The organism is Streptomyces xiaopingdaonensis (assembly GCF_000262345.1).
GTDB lineage: Bacteria > Actinomycetota > Actinomycetes > Streptomycetales > Streptomycetaceae > Streptomyces > Streptomyces xiaopingdaonensis.
Map to the genome: position 1 here is coordinate 1 of NZ_AJTQ01000334.1, position 20,010 is coordinate 20,010.

Annotated in this window: 16 protein-coding genes; 5 read left to right on the top strand and 11 right to left on the bottom strand. The window is 71.5% G+C overall.

Annotated features, from left to right (window positions below):
• The coding region (locus UWG_RS0125165) for an MMPL family transporter (protein ID WP_016909961.1) at window positions 1–1,720 on the bottom strand (1,720 nt) is incomplete at its 3' end.
• A gap of 165 nt (window positions 1,721–1,885) precedes the next feature.
• Window positions 1,886–2,320 (bottom strand): ATP-binding protein, encoded by a 435-nt coding sequence (locus UWG_RS0125170; protein WP_016909962.1) that lies wholly within the window; start codon window positions 2,318–2,320, stop codon window positions 1,886–1,888.
• A gap of 185 nt (window positions 2,321–2,505) precedes the next feature.
• On the opposite strand from UWG_RS0125170, the gene UWG_RS0125175 reads away from it, so the two are divergent.
• The 3 genes from UWG_RS0125175 (at window position 2,506) to UWG_RS0125185 (ending at window position 4,522) form a co-directional block, all read left to right on the top strand.
• Window positions 2,506–3,390, top strand: a complete 885-nt coding sequence (locus tag UWG_RS0125175) for a helix-turn-helix domain-containing protein (protein ID WP_016909963.1) — start codon at window positions 2,506–2,508, stop codon at window positions 3,388–3,390.
• Window positions 3,387–3,587 (top strand): DUF397 domain-containing protein, encoded by a 201-nt coding sequence (locus tag UWG_RS0125180; protein ID WP_016909964.1) that lies wholly within the window; start codon window positions 3,387–3,389, stop codon window positions 3,585–3,587. The genes UWG_RS0125175 and UWG_RS0125180 overlap by 4 nt, the downstream gene beginning before the upstream one ends.
• A gap of 140 nt (window positions 3,588–3,727) precedes the next feature.
• The gene (locus UWG_RS0125185) at window positions 3,728–4,522 is read left to right on the top strand and encodes an SAM-dependent methyltransferase (RefSeq protein WP_016909965.1); all 795 of its coding nucleotides are present in this window, start codon (window positions 3,728–3,730) and stop codon (window positions 4,520–4,522) included.
• 63 nt (window positions 4,523–4,585) lie between these two features.
• On the opposite strand, the gene gatB is transcribed toward UWG_RS0125185, so the two are convergent.
• The 8 genes from gatB to UWG_RS0125225 form a co-directional block, all read right to left on the bottom strand.
• Window positions 4,586–6,094: an Asp-tRNA(Asn)/Glu-tRNA(Gln) amidotransferase subunit GatB gene (gene gatB / locus UWG_RS0125190; protein ID WP_016909966.1), complete on the bottom strand. Its 1,509-nt coding sequence runs from the start codon at window positions 6,092–6,094 to the stop codon at window positions 4,586–4,588.
• A gap of 27 nt (window positions 6,095–6,121) precedes the next feature.
• A complete protein-coding gene (locus tag UWG_RS0125195) occupies window positions 6,122–6,364 on the bottom strand; it encodes a hypothetical protein (protein WP_016909967.1) in 243 nt (80 codons plus the stop codon).
• Between the two features lie 35 nt (window positions 6,365–6,399).
• Entirely contained in the window at window positions 6,400–7,893 is a 1,494-nt protein-coding gene (gene gatA, locus UWG_RS0125200; RefSeq protein ID WP_016909968.1) for an Asp-tRNA(Asn)/Glu-tRNA(Gln) amidotransferase subunit GatA, read from the bottom strand.
• Window positions 7,890–8,189, bottom strand: a complete 300-nt coding sequence (gatC, locus tag UWG_RS0125205) for an Asp-tRNA(Asn)/Glu-tRNA(Gln) amidotransferase subunit GatC (protein WP_016909969.1) — start codon at window positions 8,187–8,189, stop codon at window positions 7,890–7,892. The genes gatA and gatC overlap by 4 nt, the downstream gene beginning before the upstream one ends.
• Window positions 8,190–8,295: 106 nt before the next feature.
• Window positions 8,296–10,581: a putative bifunctional diguanylate cyclase/phosphodiesterase gene (locus UWG_RS0125210; RefSeq protein ID WP_237720285.1), complete on the bottom strand. Its 2,286-nt coding sequence runs from the start codon at window positions 10,579–10,581 to the stop codon at window positions 8,296–8,298.
• 579 nt (window positions 10,582–11,160) lie between these two features.
• Window positions 11,161–13,347, bottom strand: coding sequence for an NAD-dependent DNA ligase LigA (ligA, locus tag UWG_RS0125215; RefSeq protein ID WP_016909971.1), 2,187 nt, complete (start codon window positions 13,345–13,347; stop codon window positions 11,161–11,163).
• Between the two features lie 100 nt (window positions 13,348–13,447).
• The gene (locus tag UWG_RS0125220; protein WP_029391761.1) at window positions 13,448–14,518 is read right to left on the bottom strand and encodes a uroporphyrinogen decarboxylase/cobalamine-independent methonine synthase family protein; all 1,071 of its coding nucleotides are present in this window, start codon (window positions 14,516–14,518) and stop codon (window positions 13,448–13,450) included.
• 82 nt (window positions 14,519–14,600) lie between these two features.
• The gene (locus tag UWG_RS0125225; protein WP_016909973.1) at window positions 14,601–15,290 is read right to left on the bottom strand and encodes an SDR family oxidoreductase; all 690 of its coding nucleotides are present in this window, start codon (window positions 15,288–15,290) and stop codon (window positions 14,601–14,603) included.
• Between the two features lie 386 nt (window positions 15,291–15,676).
• Between UWG_RS0125225 and UWG_RS0125230 the strand changes: the two genes are divergently transcribed.
• A complete protein-coding gene (locus tag UWG_RS0125230) occupies window positions 15,677–17,320 on the top strand; it encodes a glycine/sarcosine N-methyltransferase (RefSeq protein WP_474773784.1) in 1,644 nt (547 codons plus the stop codon).
• Between the two features lie 127 nt (window positions 17,321–17,447).
• Here UWG_RS0125230 and UWG_RS0125235 read toward each other — a convergent pair whose 3' ends face one another.
• Window positions 17,448–19,391, bottom strand: coding sequence for an NAD-binding protein (locus UWG_RS0125235; protein ID WP_016909975.1), 1,944 nt, complete (start codon window positions 19,389–19,391; stop codon window positions 17,448–17,450).
• Between the two features lie 82 nt (window positions 19,392–19,473).
• Between UWG_RS0125235 and UWG_RS0125240 the strand changes: the two genes are divergently transcribed.
• On the top strand, window positions 19,474–19,998 hold the full coding sequence (locus UWG_RS0125240) for an LOG family protein (protein ID WP_029391762.1): 525 nt from the start codon (window positions 19,474–19,476) through the stop codon (window positions 19,996–19,998).
• Window positions 19,999–20,010 lie beyond the last annotated feature (12 nt).

A 20,010-nucleotide genomic window follows, 5' to 3' on the forward strand; every position in this document is an offset into this window, starting at 1 on the left:
CCCAGCCCCACTGGAAGACCGCGACGACCACCCCGAACGAGGCGGCGACGGCGGCGACGTTCATCACCGCGGCCTTGAGCGGTACGGCGAGGCTGCGGAACGCCAGCATCAGCAGCAGGCAGCCCAGTCCGATCACGACGCCGCCGAAGAGCGGCAGCTTGCCCGTCACCACCTCGGCGAAGTCGTCGTTGCCCGCCGTGAGTCCGGCGACGTTCACCTCGGGCGCCGCGTCGCCGAGAGCGTCGGGCAGGACGTCGTCCCGCAGCTCCGCCACGAGCCGGGAGGTCGCCGCCGACTGCGGCGAGGTCTCCGGCACCACCGTGATCACGCCCGTGGTGCCGCTGCCGTCGAACTCCGGACCGCTGACCCGTGCCACGCCCGGGGTCTCCCGCAGCGTCTCGGGGAGTCCGTCGAAGGCGAGGCGGTCGCCGGAACCGTCGAGCTCGCCCACGAGGGTCAACGGGCCGTTGGTGCCGGGCCCGAAGCCGTCGGCGACGAGGTCGTACGCCTGCCGCGTCGTGCTCTTCGCCGGGTGGTTGCCCTGGTCGGAGGTGCCGAGGTGGAGAGCGAGCGCGGGTACCGCGAGGACGGCCATCACCGCCACGGCGAGGGCGGCGAGGAGCTTGGGGCGGCGCTCGACCAACCGCGACCACCGCACCGCGAAACCCGTCGGCACGTCGGGCTGCGGACCGCGCTCCGCGAGGCGGCGGCGCTCCCTGCGACTGAGCGCGCGGGTGCCTATGAGCCCGAGCAGCGACGGCAGCAGCGTGACGGAGGCGGCGACGGCGAGGACGACCGTCAGCGAGGCCGCGAGCGCGACACCGTTGAGGAAACCGAGCCGGAGGATGAGCATCCCGAGGAGCGCGACGCAGACGGTGGCGCCGGCGAAGACGACCGCGCGCCCCGAGGAGGCGACCGCCTTCGCGGCGGCCTCGTGCACCGGGAGCCCGGCACGGAGCCCGCGGCGGTGCCGCGTGACGATGAAAAGGGCGTAGTCGATGCCGACGCCGAGGCCGATGAGCGTGCCGAGCATCGGCGCGAAGTCGGCGAGCTGGAGCAGGTGGCTGAGGAGTCCGGTCGCCGAGGCCGCGGTGCCGACCCCGACCACCGCCGTGACGAGCGGCAGCGCCGTCGCGGCGAGCGAGCCGAAGGCGAGGAAGAGGACGACCCCCGCGACGCCGAGCCCGACGGCCTCCGCGGCCGTCGCCGACGGCGCCTGGAGGGTCCCCGAGCCCGGTCCGCCGACCTCGACCCGGAGCCCGTCCGACGACGCGGCCGTGGCCGTGTCGACGACCGCGCGTACGTCCCGCTCCTCCAGCTCGTCGTAGGCGGCCTCGTAGCGCAGGTCCGCGTAAGCCGTGCGGCCGTCCTCGCTGATCTGCGCGCCGCCGGTCCCGGCATACGGGCTCCGCACGGAGGCGACCCCGCTGTGGCCCCCGATCTCGTGGAGGACTTCCGTCATCCGCTGCTCGACGTCGGCGGCACGGACCGTCCCCGAGTCGGTGTGCCAGACGATCGTGTCGTAGTCGCCCGAGCGATCGGGGAACGCCTTCTCCATCTGGCGCGCGGCGGCGCCGGATTCGGTCCCGGGGACGTCGTAGTCCGCCGAGTAGGCCGAGCCGGCGAGCGAGGAGGCGGCGGCCGTCCCGGCGAGCGCCGCCAGCCAGAGCAGCAGGACGAGGACGCGGCGTCGCAGACACCAGCGTGCGAGTGCGGTCACGTGAGCTCGCCTGCTTCCCGGGTCGTGCGCCGAACCCTCCCGGGAGTGCCGTGCGCGGTGGTGCGGGCTGTGGCGTCAGCATCGCACCGGACAATGATCCTTTGTCCGCTATGTGGGGATGGCCACACGACCGCGCTCGGCCCGCACACCGGGTGCCCCGGCAGGTCAGGGAGCGGTGCCGTCCGCGCGTCCCGACTCGGCACTGTTCCCCAGCTCGCACCAGACGGTCTTCCCGCAGCCCCCGTCCCCCGGCTCGAACCCCCAGCGGTCCGCCAGGTATTGGACGAGGAACAGCCCCCGTCCGTGCTCCTCGTCCGACCCCGGGGTGCGGGGCAGCGGCACGCCGACCCCCGCGTCGCTGACGTCGATCCGCAGCACCCCGCCGCGCAGTCCGAGCCGTACCCCGACCGGCTGCTCGCGTTCCTCCGACGCCAGTACCGCGTTCCCCATCAGCTCGGAGAGGAGGAGCGCGGCGGTCTCCAACTGCTCCTTCGGGCTCCCCCACCCGCCGAGCACCTCCCGTAGCGCGGTCCGCGCCCTGGGGACACTGCGCGGGGTGCCGGGGAAGCGGTAGGTGATCTTGTACGGGGGTGCCGCCACTTCGGTCTCCAGATGTACGCACGGGGCCAACCAGCCCCGTATGCAGGCCGGTTGAGACTCAAGGAAGATCAGCGTGGGCCTGAAACAAGGCAACTTGCAACGTTGCGTGTTGCTTTGATTTATTTTTTCACCCTTACGAGGGAAGCAGTCCTCTCACCCCCTTTTCTTCTGCTACAAGAAGAGCTATGAGTGCACGCACGAGCGCAGAGCGCCCCTCCACCGTCCTGGGGCGCCAACTCGGCGACGAACTCCGCCGATTGCGGGAAGCCGCCGGCCTGTCGACCACGGACGCAGCCGACGTGCTCGACTGCACCAAGGGCAAGGTCAGCCGCATGGAGAACGGCAAGGTACTCGTCAGGTCACCAGACGTGACGGCTCTCCTCAATGCCTACGGTGTTCATGAACCGAAGTCGCACAGAAAGCTCACCAATCTGGCACGCGCCGCCAACCACCGCCGACAGCACGGCTGGTGGAACCGGTACGGTCCCGTGCTCGCCGACACCTACCGGGACTACGTCACGTTGGAAGCGGTCGCCGAGTCGGTCCGCACCTTTCAGGCCCAGTTGGTGCCCGGTCTCCTCCAGACGGAGAAGTACGTCCGCGCCGTCACCGTGGCCTCGCGCGCATGGCAGAGCGCCGATGAGGTCGATCAGTTCGTTTCGGTCCGCATGGCGCGGCAGAAGAGGCTCACGGACAGCCCGCCGCTGCACCTGTGCGCCGTCCTCTCCGAAGCCGTCCTGCTCCAACGGGTGGGCGGCCCGCGCGTGATGCGGGAGCAGTTGGCCGCCCTCACGGACGCCTCCGAACTCTCCAACGTGACGGTCCAGGTCCTCCCGTTCTCGCACGGGGCCCATGCCAGTATGTTCGGCCCGTACCTGATACTGGGCTTCCGGCAGGAGACGGCCATGGACGTCGTGTTGGCGGACAACCCGACCGGTGCCGTATGGCTGGAGCACGAACCCGAAGTCCGGCGCTACGGGGAGCTGTTCGACGCCGCGCGCACGGGCGCCCTGTCCTGCGTCGAGTCCCGCTCACTCATCCACCGCAGGGCCAAGGAGCACGAGAGATGAGCCGCCGAGACGAGTCCTTGCCGCTTTCCGGGAGCGTGTGGCGAACCAGCACCCACAGCGGGGGCAACAACGAGTGCCTCCAAGTAGCCGACGCACACCACGAATTCCTCCCCGTCCGCGACAGCAAGTTCCCGGGAGGCCCGACCCTCGCCTTCCCCCGCGCCGCCTGGACGGCGTTCGTCGCCCACCTGCGGTAGCCGAACTCCGCTGCCGTCCGCCCGAGTTGTGGCCCCCACCGCCTCTTCCGACCGCAAGTCGGCGCATTAAGCTGCGTCTTGACCGATCACGGCAGGCACGTGATCGGATTCCACCTGCCCGCGCCGCCCGAGGAGCGCCCATGGCCGACGAAGAGACGATCGACACCAGCAGGCCGCACTCGGCGCGGATGTACGACTACTACCTCGGCGGCAAGGACTGGTTCGAGGCCGACAAGCAGGCCGCCGAAGCGGCCATCGCGTTCTGGCCGCACGCCGCCGTCACCGCGCAGCAGAACCGGTACTTCATGCACCGGGCCACCCGGGTACTCGCCCGCGACTACGGCGTCCGGCAGTTCCTCGACCTCGGCACCGGCATCCCGACCAAGCCGAACCTGCACCAGATCGCGCAGGAGGTCGCCCCGGACTCGAAGGTCGTCTACCTCGACAACGACCCGCTCGTCCTCGAGTACGCGAGCGCCCTGCTGCGCAGCACCCCCGAAGGGCGCACCGCCTACGTCGAGGCCGACGTGCGCGAGGTCTCGCTCGGCGAGAACCAGGAGGTGCACGAGGTGCTCGACTTCGAGCAGCCGATCGCTCTCTCCCTCATCGCCCTGACGCACTTCTTCCCCGACGACTGGGACCCGCACGCCATGGTGGAACGGTTCCTGGCGCCGCTGCCCTCGGGCAGCTTCCTCGTCCTCTCGCACGCGACGCCCGACTTCGAGCCGAAGATCGCCGAAAAGGTCCGGCAGCTCTATCTGCAGAGCGGGACGCCCGTGCAGTTCCGCGCGAAGGCGGAGATCGAGCGGTTCTTCGACGGCCTGGAGCTGGTCGAGCCCGGCGTGACCACCGTCCACCGCTGGCGCCCCGAGGAGCCCTCCGAGTACTCCGACTACCAGGTGTCGTTCTACGGCGGCGTCGCCCGCAAGCCCTGACACCCCCGGACACGCGGCGGGGCCCGCCGGCGAACCGGTGGACCCCGCCGCGTGGTTGAACGCTCAGCCCTCGACGCCGAGCTTCTCCAGGATCAGCTCGCGCACGCGCGCGGCGTCCGCCTGCCCCCGGGTCGCCTTCATGACGGCACCGACGAGCGCACCGGCGGCCGCGACCTTCCCGCCCTTGATCTTCTCGGCGACGTCGGGGTTCCCGGCGATCGCCTCGTCGACCGCGGTGCCGAGGGCGCCCTCGTCGGAGACGACCTTGAGGCCGCGCTTCTCGACGACCTCGTCGGGGGTGCCCTCGCCCGCGAGGACGCCCTCGATCGTCTGCCGCGCGAGCTTGTCGTTGAGCGAGCCCTCCGCGACGAGCGCGCAGACCCGGGCGACCTGCTCCGGCGTGATCGGCAGCGCCTCCAGGTCGACGCCGTCCTCGTTGGCACGGCGGGCGAGTTCGCCCATCCACCACTTGCGGGCCTGGTCGGACGGCGCTCCGGCCTCGACGGTGGCCACGATCGGGCCGACGGCGCCCGCGTTGAGGACCGACTCCATCTCGTGCTCGCTGATCCCCCACTCCTCGCGGAGCCGGTTCCGCCGCTCGCGGGGCAGCTCGGGCAGGGTGCCGCGGAGCTCCTCCACCCACTCGCGCGGGGGCGCGACCGGGACGAGGTCGGGCTCGGGGAAGTAGCGGTAGTCCTCCGCCTCCTCCTTGACGCGGCCCGAGGTGGTGGAGCCGTCGTCCTCGTGGAAGTGGCGGGTCTCCTGGACGATCGTGCCGCCCGCGTCGAGGACCGCGGCGTGCCGCTGGATCTCGAAGCGGGCCGCGCGCTCCACGCTGCGCAGCGAGTTGACGTTCTTCGTCTCGCTGCGGGTGCCGAACTTCTCCGCGCCGTGCGGCCGGAGCGACAGGTTGACGTCGCACCGCATCTGGCCCATCTCCATGCGGGCCTCGGAGACGCCGAGCGCCTTGATGAGCTCGCGCAGCTCGGCGACGTACGCCTTCGCGACCTCGGGGGCGCGGTCGCCGGCGCCGACGATCGGCTTGGTGACGATCTCGATGAGCGGGATGCCGGCGCGGTTGTAGTCGAGCAGCGAGTGCGAGGCGCCGTGGATGCGGCCCGTCGCGCCGCCGATGTGCGTCGACTTGCCCGTGTCCTCCTCCATGTGGGCGCGCTCGATCTCGACGCGGAAGACCTCGCCGTCCTCGAGCTGTACGTCGAGGTAGCCGTCGAAGGCGATCGGCTCGTCGTACTGGGAGGTCTGGAAGTTCTTCGGCATGTCCGGATAGAAGTAGTTCTTCCGGGCGAAGCGGCACCACTCGGCGATCTCGCAGTGGAGCGCGAGGCCGATGCGCACGGCCGAGCGCACCCCCTCGGCGTTGACGACCGGGAGGGCGCCGGGGAGGCCGAGGCAGGTGGGGCAGGTCTGGCTGTTCGCATCGGCGCCGAGGCCGGTGGAGCAGCCGCAGAACATCTTGGTCTCGGTGCCGAGCTCGACGTGGACCTCGAGGCCCATCACCGGCTCGTAGGACGCCAACGCGTCCTCGTAGGACACCAGTTCAGTGACGGTCACGGAAAACTAACCTCTCTTTTCCCCGCGTCAGTCCGCGAGGATGTCGTCGTCGCCCATCCGCCGCAGCTCGCGGACGAGGAGGGCGACACCCGTCACGATGGAGGCGCCGGACACCAGCGCGTCGACGAGCCTCAGGGTGTCCTGCTCGTGCCGAGCGTTCTTCGCTTGCTTGACCACGTTGACCGCACCGAAGAGCGTGGTCCCGATGGACAGGTACGTGCCGGGCTTGGACTTCTTGAAGCCCTTGGCCTTCTCCAGCTTTCCGCTCATGGTGCTGTCTCCTGTTCCTCGGTCGTCCGTTGGCCTCACAGCGACGGTGCCTCGTCGAGCAGCTGATGGCCCCAACGTGCCTCGTAGGCGGCCTCGACCGCCGCACCGACACGATAGAGCCTCTCGTCCGCCATCGCCGGGGCGATGATCTGGAGCCCGACCGGCAGGCCGTCCTCCGGCGCGAGCCCGCACGGCAGCGACATCGCGGCGTTGCCCGCGAGGTTGACGGGGAGCGTGCAGACGTCGGCGAGGTACATCGCCATCGGGTCGTCGGCGCGCTCGCCGAGGGGGAACGCCGTCGTCGGGGTGGTCGGCGAGACGATGACGTCGACCTGCGCGAAAGCCCGTTCGAAGTCCTGGGTGATGAGGGTGCGGACCTTCTGCGCCGAGCCGTAGTACGCGTCGTAGTAGCCGGAGCTGAGCGCGTAGGTGCCGAGCATGACGCGGCGCTTCACCTCGTCGCCGAACCCGGCCTCGCGGGTGAGCGCGGTGACCTCCTCGGCCGAGTGCGTGCCGTCGTCGCCGACGCGCAGGCCGTAGCGCATCGCGTCGAAGCGGGCGAGGTTGGAGGAGCACTCGCTCGGCGCGATGAGGTAGTACGCGGCGAGCGCCTTGGTGAAGGACGGGCAGGAGAGCTCGACGACCTCCGCGCCCAACTCGCGCAGCAGCTCGACTGATTCGCCGAACCGCTGCATCACGCCGGCCTGGTACCCCTCGCCGCCGAACTCCTGCACCACGCCCACGCGCAGGCCGCGCACCTCGCCGTTGCGGGCCGCCGCGACGACGTCGGGGACGGGTGCGTCGATGGAGGTGGAGTCGCGCTCGTCGTGGCCGGCGATCACCGAGTGGAGCAGGGCCGCGTCGAGGACGGTGCGGGCGCAGGGGCCGCCCTGGTCGAGCGAGGAGGAGAAGGCGACCATGCCGTAGCGCGAGACGCCGCCGTACGTCGGCTTGACGCCGACCGTGCCGGTGACGGCGGCGGGCTGGCGGATGGAGCCGCCCGTGTCGGTGCCGAGGGCGAGCGGGGCCTCGAAGGCGGCGAGCGCCGCGGAGGAGCCGCCGCCCGAGCCGCCGGGGATGCGGGTGAGGTCCCAGGGGTTGCCCGTCGGGCCGAAGGCGCTGTTCTCGGTGGACGAACCCATCGCGAACTCGTCCATGTTGGTCTTGCCGAGGATGACGACGTCGGCTTCCTTCAGCTTGCGCGTCACCGTCGCGTCGTACGGCGGGATCCAGCCTTCGAGGATCTTGGACCCGACCGTCGTGGGGACGCCCTCGGTGGTGAAGATGTCCTTCAGCGCGAGCGGTACGCCGGCGAGCGGACCGAGCTTCTCGCCGGCCTCGCGCTTCGCGTCGACCTCGCGGGCCTTGGCGAGCGCGCCCTCGCGGTCGAGGTGGAGGAAGGCGTGGACCTTCTCGTCGACGGCCTCGATGCGGGCGAGGTGCGCCTCCGTCGCCTCGACGGCGGTGACCTCGCCTGCGGCGATCTTCTCCGCGAGCACGGCCGCGGAGAGTCTGGTCAGGTCGGTCACGATTCCTCCCCCAGGATCTGCGGCACCATGAATCGCTGCTGCTCGTGGGCGGGCGCACCGGAGAGCGCCTGCTGCGGGGTCAGCGAAGGACGGACGACGTCCTCGCGCATGACGTTGGTGAGCGGCAGCGGGTGGGAGGTGGGCGGAACGTCCTCGTCGGCGACATCGGAGACGGCGGCGACCGCGCCGATGATGTCGTCGAGCTGACCGGCGAAGTGCTCCAGCTCTTCGTCCTTCAGCTCCAGGCGTGCCAGCCGGGCGAGGTGGGCGACCTCCTCGCGCGTGATGCCAGGCATGCAGCGATCCTCTGGGGTGAGTGTTGGATTTTCCGCCCCAATCCTATGGGTCTCGCGGGGTGGTCCGCGCCGGGCGGGTGCACACCCGCGAGCGGATCGCCCTCCGCTACTGGACGGGTTGCCTGCCGCCCGTCGGCCGCTCGCCCCCGGGGCGCTGTTCGAGCGCGGGCGCGAGGGACTGCGTCGCGCCGCCCGCTTCCGGTGTCGAGCGCCGCGGGGCCCCGGGGGGCGGGGGTGCGGCGGCGCTCGTGCCGGGCGCCGGCTCGGTCGGGTCGTCGGAGGTGGAGGGGCCGGGGAGGGCGGTCCCGCCGTTGTCCCCGGAGCCGGTCGCGGGGGTGCCGGCGGCGGGTGGCGGTCCTGCCAGGCGTTCCCCGTCGAGTGCCTCGCGGTCCGTGCAGGGGGAGGCGGCCGCCGTGTCCCTCGCGCGGAGCCACGCGGTCGTCTCGCTCGGCGGCATCGCCGCCGCGACGAGCCAGCCCTGGACGGCGTCGCAGCCGAGGTCGCGCAGGCGCTCCCAGGTCTCGTCGTCCTCCACGCCCTCGGCGACGACCAGCAGCCCGAGCGAGTGCGCGAGGTCGACGGTGCAGCGGACGATCTCCGCGTCCTCGGTGTCGACGGCGAGGCGTGCGACGAAGGAGCGGTCGATCTTCAGCTCGCTCACGGGGAGGCGGCGGAGGTGGACGAGGGAGGAGTACCCGGTGCCGAAGTCGTCGAGCGACATGCGCACGCCGTGTCCCGTGAGCCCGGCGAGCGTGTCGGCGGCGCGCTGCGGGTCCTCCAGGAGGACGTGCTCGGTGATCTCCAACTGGAGTGCGTGCGCCGGCACTCCGTGGCGCGCGAGGCGGGCGGCGACGGCTCCGGCGAAGCCGGGCGAGTGGACGTCGCGCGGGGAGACGTTGACGGCGACGGGCACGGTGAGCCCCTGCGCCCACCACCTCGCCACCTGTGCGAGCGCCGTTTCCAGGACGTACTCGGTGAGCCGCGGCATCAGCCCCGAGGTCTCCGCGATGGCGATGAACTCGTCGGGAGGCACCCGGCCGCGCTCGGGGTGGACCCACCTCACCAGCGCCTCGAGGCCGGAGACGGTGCCGTCGAAGCCGACCTTCGGCTGGTAGTGGAGGGCGACCTCGCCCGCGTCGAGGGCGCGGCGGAGGTCGGCGAGGAGGCCGAGGCGGTCCGGGGTGTTGCCGTCCCTGGTGGCCTCGTAGACCTCGACGGCGGTGCGGTCGCGCTTCGCCTCGTACATCGCGACGTCGGCGCGGCGGAGCAACCCTTCGGCCTCCTGGGCGTGTTCGGGGAAGACGGCGACGCCCGCGCTCGCCTCCAGGACGAGGTTGAGGCCGTCGAGGTCGAGCGGTGAGCCCAGGGCGCCGACGAGTTCGCGGGCGATCTTCTGGGCCTGCGTGATCGAGGTGCAGCTCGGCAGCAGGACGGCGAACTCGTCGCCGCCGAGGCGGGCGGCCTCCGCGCCGCGGGGCAGGGCGGTACGGAGGCGGTCGGCTATCTGCAACAGCAGGCGGTCGCCCGCGAGATGGCCGAGGGTGTCGTTGACCGAGCGGAAGCGGTCGAGGTCGATCAGAACCAGGGCCGCCCTGCTCTCGGTACGTTCGGCCTCGTCGAGCGCGGCCCAGCTCCGCTCCATGAGCCAGAGGCGGTTGGGCAGCCCCGTGAGCGGGTCGCGGAGCTGCTCCTCCGCGCGGGCGCGTGCGATGCGCAGCGTCGAGTCGAGGGCGATCAGCGGGACGGCGAAGAGCGGCAGCAGCGCGGCCTTGTGGACGGCGACGACCGCGATCAGCGGCGCGAGCCCCAACAGCGCGACGGCGACGAGCAACTGCCGTGCAAGCGCCGTGCGCAGCGGTGTCGGCAGGCTGGTCGCGCGCGGCGCGAAGGAGAACCACAGCAGCGCCCGCGAGACGGCGAGGTAGCCGACGACGGCGAGCCCGACGAGCAGCAGCGCCCCCGGGACCCACTGCTCCGGCTGCCAGGGACGCGCGACGGAAGGGTGGACGCCGAACGCGGCCAGGATCAGCGCGGCCGCTCCGATGCCGAGTATGTCGATGGCGCCGTGCGCCAGCGCCTGCCGCCAGCGGTGCCGCCGTGCCGCGCCCACGAGCACCACCACCGCGAGGCTCACCAGCGCGGCCGGGACCCAGCCGTAGAGGAGGAGGATCGCGAGGGTGAGCGCGGCGCCCGAGCCCGTGCCGCCCCACCAGCGGTCCCTTCCCAGTGCCACCAGGTGCCCCACGACGGCGCCGATGAGGAGCGCGAACGCCCAGCCCGCGACGCCGTCGGGGAAGAGCGCGTGTCCGTCCGTCAGGACGCGGACGAATCCGAGTACGAGCACGACGCCGGCCGCCGCGGTCACGAGCGGAGGCAGCAGCGGTGGTCTCATCGCCGAGAGGCGCTGGAACCACGAGGGCACGTCCTCCGTGCCCCTGCCGCCCGACGTACCGCCCGATGCTCCGCCCTGCGCGCTCGCCTGGGCGCCGGTCTCGGAGGGCAGACGAGAGCCCGCGGGGAGACTGCCCCCGGTGAAATCCTGCATCCCGGTCCCTCTCACAGCCGTCGGGGCCCGCTCTCGCCACGCACAGGCCCACCCTTCAACAGTAGGCCGCCGAGGGCGATATGGGGCAGCGATCGGCGGTGGTTGCCCGGAAGCCATCGGCTCCGAAGCGCTCATCCGCCGTACGAAGCACGACAGATGGGACAACAGCGGCCCGACGTCACGCATCGCACCGCCGCCTGCCGGGGAGGCTTGCGGCACAGCCGGACCCCGGTGAACTCCCGCTGCCTGCGGCCCAGGCGGTCCCTGCGCCTCGTGCAGCTCCCCTGCCGGCCGAACCGGGAGCCCGGTGCGGGACGGGCGGCGCCCCCGAACGGAAGCGTGCCGGCGCCCTGTTGACCGGGGAAGGGCACGGCCCGAAGCGGAAGGGCGCCGGGGCCCTTCCGCCCGCCGCGGGCCGCCACGGCTTCAGGCCTCCTCCTCGACGGGCTCCGCCGCATCCCGCGCCGCGTCCGGTCCCTCCGTCAACAGGAGTGCGAAGGCGTCGTCGCGGAGGACCGGGACCTTGAGCTGGACGGCCTTGTCGTACTTCGATCCTGGGTCCGCGCCGGCAACGACAAAATCGGTCTTCTTCGAGACGGAACCCGTCACCTTGGCGCCCCGGCTCTGGAGCGCCTCCTTGGCGCTGTCCCTCGTGTACGAGGCGAGGGTTCCGGTGACGACGACGGTGATCCCGGCGAGCGGGCGCGGCCCCTCCTCCGCGGCGCCCTCCTCCTCCATCCGCACGCCGGCCGCCCGCCAGCGCGCGACGATCTCGCGGTGCCAGTCCTCCGCGAACCAGTCCTTGAGGGAGGCCGCGATCGTGGGGCCTACGCCCTCCGTCGCCGCCAGCTCCTCTTCGTCGGCCTCCGCGATGCGGTCGAGGGAGCGGAACTCCCTCGCCAGCGCGGCCGCGGCGACGGGGCCGACGTGCCGGATGGAAAGCCCCGTGATGATGCGGGCGAGCGGGCGGTCCTTGGCGGCCGCGATGTTCTCCAGCATCGCGAGGGTGTTCTTCCGCGGCTCGCCCTGCTGGTTGGCGAAGAGGGTGACGACCTTCTCCTCGCCCGTCTTCGGGTCCCGCTTGGGGAGCCCCGAATCGGGGTCGACGACGTGCGCGCGGATGGGGAGGAGGTCCTCGACGGTGAGGTCGAAGAGGCCGCCCTCGTCACTCAGCGGCGGTCGCGACGGCTCCAGGGGCTGGGTGAGCGCGCTCGCGACGACGTATCCGAAGTGCTCGATGTCGAGGGACTTGCGCCCGGCGAGGTAGAAGAGCCGCTCGCGCAACTGGGCAGGGCAGGAGCGGGCGTTGGGGCAGCGGAGGTCGATGTCGCCCTCTTTCATGGGGCGCAGCGCCGTGCCGCAGTCGGGGCAGTGCGTCGGCATCACGAACTCGTGCTCGCTGCCGTCCCGCAGGTCGGCGACGGGGCCGAGGATCTCGGGGATGACGTCACCGGCCTTGCGGAGGACGACCGTGTCCTCGATAAGGACGCCCTTGGACTTCACCACCTCCTGGTTGTGCAGGGTGGCGAACTCCACCTCGGAGCCGGCGACGGTGACCGGCTCGACGACCGCGTACGGCGTGACCCGGCCGGTGCGGCCGACCCCGACGCGGATGTCGAGGAGCTCGGTGTTGACCTCCTCCGGCGCGTACTTCCAGGCGATCGCCCACCGCGGCGCGCGCGAGGTGGCGCCGAGCCGGCCCTGGAGCGCGATCTCGTCGAGCTTGACGACGACGCCGTCGATCTCGTGCTCGACGGAGTGCCGGTGCTCGCCGTAGTAGGAAAGGAACTCCCGCACCCCGGCGAGCCCTTCGACGACGCGGCTGTGGGTGGTGGTGGGCAGGCCCCACTCGCGCAGCAGGTCGTAGGCGTGCGAGAGGCGGTCGATGTCGAAGCCCTCGCGCGCGCCGATGCCGTGGACCACCATCTGCAGCGGGCGGGTGGCCGTGACCTTCGGGTCCTTCTGGCGGAGCGAACCCGCCGCCGCGTTGCGCGGGTTGGCGAAGGGCTTCTCGCCCGCCTCCACGAGGCGTCTGTTGAGGTCGTCGAACCGCTCCATGGGGAAGAAGACCTCGCCGCGTACCTCGACGAGCTCGGGGACGCGCTCGCCCGCGAGGCGCTCCGGGATACCGGAGACCGTGCGGATGTTGGGGGTGATGTCCTCGCCCGTGCGGCCGTCGCCGCGGGTGGCGGCGCGGGTGAGGCGCCCGTGCTCGTAGGTGAGGTTCACGGCGAGGCCGTCGATCTTGAGTTCGCAGAGGAAGTGGTAGGGCACGCCGGAGAGTTCGCGCGCGACGCGGTCGGCCCACTCGCCCAGCTCGGCGTCGTCGAAGGCGTTGTCGAGGGAGAGCATCCGTTCGCGGTGGGCGACCTCGGTGAACTCCGTCTCGTACTGCCCTGCGACCTTCTGGGTCGGCGAATCGGGGGTGCGCAGCCGCGGGTGCTCGTCCTCCAGCGCCTCCAACTCGCGCAGGAGCCGATCGAACTCGGCGTCGCTGACGGTCGGGGCGTCCCTGACGTAGTAGCGGAAGCGGTGGTCCTCGATCTCCTCCGCGAGCCGCTGGTGCCGCTCGCGGGCTTCGGCGGGCACGGCCGCCGCTTCTTCACCGGCCACAGTCTCTTCCTCTCCGGTCCGGTCGACGCCGCACGCCGGGACGCGGGAGAGCGCCGCCGGCCGGCGGACGCTCCTCCCGGGCGACGGAGCCACTCGGGAACTACTCGGGGTCGTCGGCGAGCGAGCCCGCCGCGCGGACGCAGTGGGCGAGCACCGCGCGGGCCGCCGCCGGCGCGGAGCCGGCGAGCCCGCAGGCAGGAGTGACCACCACGGACTCGCTGAGCAGCCCGGGGGCGAGCCCCAGCCTGCGCCACAACGACCTGACACCCGAGACGCTACTAGCCGGGTCTGACAATTCCGCCGCATCCGAGACCGCGCCGGGTACGACGCCGGCGAAGAGCGCGAGGCCGCCTTCGACCGCCTCCCCCAGCGCCGTGTCCTCGGCTTCCCGCGCCTCGTCGGCGGCGCCGCGCTCGCCCGCGAGCTGGGCCGCGTCGAAGGAGAGGCCCGTCGCACCGGCCCGCCTGAGCAGGCCGAAGGGCATCCCGGGGGCGCAGCAGTGGAAGAGCACCGGAAGGTTCGCGTGCGCGTCAGCGGCGAGGCCGGAAACAAGATCGCGAAGGGTCGACTCGGCGACCGTGTCCTCGACCGGTGCGTACCTGCGGTAGCCGCTCGCGGTCGGCACCCGGCCGGCCAGCACGCGGGGCAGCGAGGGCTCGTCGAGCTGGAGGACGAGGCGCGCGTGCGGCACGCGGCGGGCGACCTCGGCGAGGTGGGCCGCGAGCCCCTCGCGGAGCGAGGCGGCGAGGTCGCGGCAGGCTCCGGCGTCGCCGAGCATCGCCTCGCCGTTGCGCCGTTGCAGCGCGGCGGCGAGCGTCCAGGGGCCGACGGCCTGGATCTTCAGCGCCCCGGTGTGCTCGCCGGCGAACTCCTCCAGCGCGTCGAGGTCCTCGCCGATCCAGGAGCGGGCCCTGCGGGTGTCGCGGCCCGGGCGGTCGGCGAGGCGCCAACCGCTCGGCTCCGCCTGCACGTAGAGCTCGGCGAGGAGCCCGGCGGTGCGGCCCGGCATGTCGGCGCCCGGACCGCGGGCCGGCAGTTCGGGCAGATGCGGCAGCGCCTCGAAGGTGCCGAGCACCGCCTTGGCCGCCTCGCGTGCGTCGTCTCCGGGCATCGATCCGACGCCGGTCGCGGCGCCGCGGCCCCAGGGGAAGTACGGTTCCGTCTCACTCACCCGGAAAGGGTACGCGGCCGGGCGCAAGGCCCCTGAGGACGGCTCCTCCGTGCGGGCCGGCGGACGGGCGCCGACGTGCAGCTCAACTCTTCGGACGCACCTGCAAATCGGTCACCTCGGCTCCGCGCGGGAGGTCGAGCGCGCACACCACCGTGTGCGCCACATCGGCCGGTGCGAGCCATTGTTCCGGGTCGTAGGAGCGGCCCTCGTAGCGGTGGATCTTCTCCTGCATCGGTGTCGCCGTGCGCCCCGGGTAGACGGAGGTGACGCGCACTCCGGCGGAGGTCTCCTCGGCGCGGAGCGAGTCGGCGAGGGCTTTGAGTCCGTGTTTGCTCGCCGCGTACGCGCCCCATTCCGGATTGGCGCGGAGCCCGGCGCCCGAGTTGACGAAGACGACGTGCCCGCGAGACTGCCTGAGTTGGGGAAGCAGCAGCCGTGTGAGTTCTGCGGGTGCGACGAGATTCGCGGCGAGCGTCGCGTTCCACAGCGCCGGAGTCGATTCGGCAACCGGGGACAATTCCGCAACGCCGCCGATGTGCAGCAGCGAATCGAGCGTTTCCGGCTGCTCCTGTTTCTCCAACGCCCAGGAGAGTCGCGCGGGTTCTGCGAGGTCGCCTACGACGGTCCGTGCGCCGGGGAACCTTTCCGCCAACTCCTTGGCGCGGCCCGCGTTTCTCGCCAGCACCCACAGGGTGTCTCCGCGGTCGAGAAGACGCCGGGAGACCGCGCTTCCGATTCCGGAGCCGGCACCGGTGATCAAGTGTGTTGCCATACCGACATCCTGCCGCATCGGGCACCCGCTCCCCCGCGCCCCTCGGCCCACCGCGCCGCGGGGTGCGTTCGCGCGGGATCGTCCGGTTCAGCCCGCTTGTCGCTACGGTCGGACAGAGCGGGTACTTGTCATGGTTTGGCGCCGCATGCCCCCCGCATTTTTTCGGAACCGAAAATCCGCTGGTCAAAGCGGTGTTTCACGCCAATGTAACGGTGTGCGGGCCGAGTTGGGGGCATAGATCTGTCGGAGCTGGATAGCTATGCGCCAGAGACCGTGCGTGCTCCCCAACCTGCCGTGCATTCCCTGGGCACTTCCAGGGCCACCCCAGTGCGGCGTCATCCGGGGCGCGCGCCATAGGCCACCGTCTCAGTACTGGAGGTTTCGTCATTTCCGCGCGACCGGCTCAGGAGTTCGGAGACAACCCCGTCGAGGTCCGGGAAACGGGCCACTACACAGAAGAATACGTCCCAAGCTTCGCGGAGAAGTGGGACGGGCTCATAGATTGGGAGAAGCGGACAGAGAGCGAAGGCAATTTCTTCATCGACCTCATGCGCAAGCGAGGCGTGAAGAGTGTGCTCGACGTGGCGACGGGGACCGGGTTCCACTCGGTGAGCCTGCTGGAGGCCGGGTTCGAGACCGTGAGCGCGGACGGCAGCGCCGACATGCTCGCCGTCGCCTTCGAGAACGGCATGAAGAAGGAGCACATCCTTCGCGTCGTACACGCCGACTGGCGCTGGCTCAACCGCGACGTGCACGGCGAGTACGACGCCATCGTCTGCCTCGGCAACTCCTTCACCCACCTCTTCTCCGAGCAGGACAGGCGAAAAGCACTCGCCGAGTTCTACGCGATGCTGAAGCACGACGGCATTCTCGTGCTCGATCAGCGCAACTACGACGCGATGCTGGACAACGGCTATTCCAGCAAGCACTCGTTCTACTACTGCGGCGAAGACGTCAAGGTGGAGCCCGCTTACCTCGACGACGGACTCTGCCGCATGCAGTACGACTTCAACGACGGTTCGACGTACTACCTCAACATGTATCCGCTGCGGAAGGACTACACCCGCAAGCTGATGTCCGAGGTGGGTTTCCAGCACATCGAGACCTACGGCGACTTCCAGGACACCTACCGCGAGGACGAGCCGGACTTCTACATCCACGTCGCGGAGAAGGCGTACCGCCCGGGCGAGTACTCGGAATCCACGAACACGGCCCGGAGTTACTACAACTCGACGGACGCCGACACCTTCTACCACTCGGTGTGGGGCGGCGAGGACATTCACGTCGGCCTCTACAAGACCCCGGACGAGCCGATCGCGGACGCCAGCCGCCGCACCGTCGAGCAGATGGCGTCGAGGCTCGGTCTCACCGCCGACCACAAGGTGCTCGACCTCGGCGCCGGCTTCGGCGGCTCGGCACGCTACCTCGCCAAGACCTTCGGCTGCCGCGTCGAGGCGCTCAACCTCAGCGAGGTGGAGAACGAGCGCAACCGCCAGTACACGGAGGCCGCCGGGCTCAGCCACCTCATCGACGTGACCGACGCCTCCTTCGAGTCGATCCCCTGCGCCGACTCCAGCGTCGACGTCATCTGGTCCCAGGACGCCTTCCTGCACAGCGGCAACCGCGTCAAGGTGATGGAGGAGCTCGCCCGCGTGCTGAAGCCGGGCGGCCAGGTGGTCTTCACCGACCCGATGGCCTCCGACGGCGTCGACTCCAAAGCGCTCCAGCCGATCCTCGACCGCATCCACCTCTCGGACATGGGCTCCCCTGGCTTCTACAAGCGCGAGCTGACCAAGCTCGGCTTCCAGCCGGGCACCGGCGACGGCTTCGAGGAGCACCGCGAGCAACTCGCGACCCACTACGGCCGGGTGCACCAGGAGACGGAGAAGCAGGAGGCCGAAGGGCTCGGGCAGAAGGTCAGCGCCGAGTACCTGGAGAACATGAAGAAGGGCCTCCAGCACTGGGTCGAAGGCGGCAAGGCGAAGAACCTCACCTGGGGCATCTTCCACTTCAAGCTGACCGACAAGTAATCGCACGGCCACGCGCGTTCGGCGGGCATCCCGTACGCGCGACCGGCTGAGCCCCGTACCGCGACGGGCCCGCACCCCGGGAGACCAGCCCCTCCCGACGGTGCGGGCCTGACGGCGCCCCGCGCGGTCAGGCGCCCCTGCCGGGCCGGCCCGGCAGGTGCCCGTCGGCCCTGCGGATCGCACCGCCGAGGTCGTACTCGCCGGTGCCGGGGATCGCGGGGCCCGGCGAGGGTCCCGCCGCCAACAGCCGGCCGAGGCCGCGACGCGTCGCGGCGACGACCACGCGGTCGCCGGCCTTGAGCCGGTAGTCGGGAGAGAGCCGCCACTCCATGCCCGTACCGCCCTGCCACGAGGGCCACTCGGCATCGGGCGGCGACGCCTGCCCGCCGGTGTCGAGCGCGAGCACCCGCCACCCGCCGCGGTGGAACGCCTGCCCGACGGTGCGCCCCTCCAACAGCGCGTTGTCGGCGACGTCGAGCGCCGCGAAGACGAGGACCCGCCGCCCGACCTGGATCGCGCCGAGCACCTGCCGCCCCATCATCGCGCCGGCGAAGGCGGGCGCCGCGAGCGCGGAGACGCTGCGGCTCCGCGTCTGCGCCGTCGGATAGGTGTCGTAGAGGGTGCGGTAGACGGTGGCGGCGAAGTCGTCGTCGAAGAGGCGCATCACCACGCGGAGTTCGGGCTTGACCTGGCGTGCGTAGAGCGACGCCTCCAGGTTGGTGCCGTCGCTGCTGGTGAGGGCGAGAAGGGCGCGGGCGCGCTTGATCTTCGCCGCCTCCAGCACGTCGCGCTCCGTGACGTCGGCGACGACGGTGGGCACCCGCTGCTCCCGCGCCCGCGCCATGCCGCGCGCCTCGGGGTCGCGTTCGACGCAGACGACGGGGATCTCCAGCTCCAGCAGCCGGTCGAGGACGCGCGAGCCGACCTTGCCGAGTCCCAGCAGCACCACGTGGCCCGACATCCCGCGCGGCGGCGCCGGCATCTCGCTCGCCCTGCGGAAGGCGCCGTAGCTCTCCAGGACCACGGCCATGAGGAGCGGAAGGATCAGCATCCCCGCGAGGGCTGCGAGGAGTTGGAGGACCTGCTCGTCGTGGGGCTCTTCCACCTTCGGCTCGTTGATGGCGAAGAGGTCGAGGAGGGTGATGTACCCCGCCTTGAGGGGCGAGTCGTCGCTGAGTACCCAGTTCCACGCGGCGAGGACGAAGACGACGGCGGCGAGGACGAGGACCGAGTACCGCAGCCGCCGCGAGAAGAACTCCTTGAACGCGAGGAGCCGCGGCAGCCTGGGCGCCCGTACCGGCTGCGGGCTCGACTGCCGGGTGATCGCCTCCAGCATCACGGCGCCCCGCTGGCGCGGCAGTCCGGCGAGGTCGGCCTCCGAGGGCAGCAGGAGCGGGCCCTCGTGGTCGGGTCCCTCGTCCTCGTCGACGTCGCCCTCGTCGGACGCCTCCGACTCGGGGAGCAGCGCGAGCGTGCAGAGCGGGTCGCGCGCGGTGGCGGTGCCGAGGGTGCGCTCCTTGGCACGCAGCAGCAGCCCCTCCGCCTGGACGATCTTGTCGCTGCCGACGACGGCTGCGGCGACGAGCGAGGGGGCCGCGGTGTCGGCGTCGGAGAGGACGGTCGTCGAGGTGTCGACGGCCGTGGCGTCGAGGTGGGGGCTGCGGACTTCGACGGCGCGGTCGAGGAGGCTCTCCAGGTAGCCGCCGAGCGTGCGGTTGAACATGCGTATGACGAGGCGTATTTCGGGGTTGACTCTGCGGGCGCGCAGCGCGATGTGGATGTTGAGCTGGTCGTCGCCCGAGGTGAGTGCGAGGGCGCTGGCCGACTCGACACCGGCGCGGCGGAGCGCGTCGTCGTCGGGCACCCGGGACTCGACGGCCCGCACCGCCTGCCCGGCGGGGACGGGGCGGCCGTTGGCGTCGCGCAGCGGCCGGTCGACGAGTTCGGCGATCTGCGGACCGTGGTCGCCGCCGCGCAGCGAGGGCAGGACGACGGTGACGCGCTGGCCGTAGACCGTCGCCAACTCCTTGACGAGCCGCAGCGAAAGTGCGTTGTCCCCGCAGACCACCATATGTCCGCGCGTACTGCCTGGCCCTAGACTTCTGCCCATGGCCTCCACAGACCCCGTGCCGCCCTCTGGCATGACCGCCCCCATGAACATCTGTGTGTTCTGCTCCGCCGCAGAGCTCTCTGCCGTATACACCGAGCCTGCCCGGGAGTTCGCCGAGCTTATCGGCAAACGAGGTCACAACCTTGTGTGGGGCGGCTCCGACGTGGGCCTGATGAAGGTGATGGCGGACGGCGTGCAGTCGGCGGGCGGGCGGCTCATAGGCGTCTCCGTCGAGTTCCTCCGCGCCACGGCGCGCGAGGACGCGGACGAGATGGTCGTCACCGCCGATCTCGGGTCGCGCAAGGCGGAGTTGCTCCGGCGGTCCGACGCCGTCGTCGTGATGGTCGGCGGCACCGGGACGCTCGACGAAGCCACCGAGATACTGGAACTCCGCAAGCACCGCCGGCACACCAAGCGCATCGTCGTCCTCAACACCGCGGGGTACTACGACGGCCTGCGGCAGCAGTTGGCGCGGATGGAGGCGGAGGGCTTCCTGCCGCTGCCCGCCTCCGAGCTCTGCACCTTCGCCGAGGACGGCGCCGAGGCGCTCGACCTCCTCGAAACCTGACGCCGCCCGCGG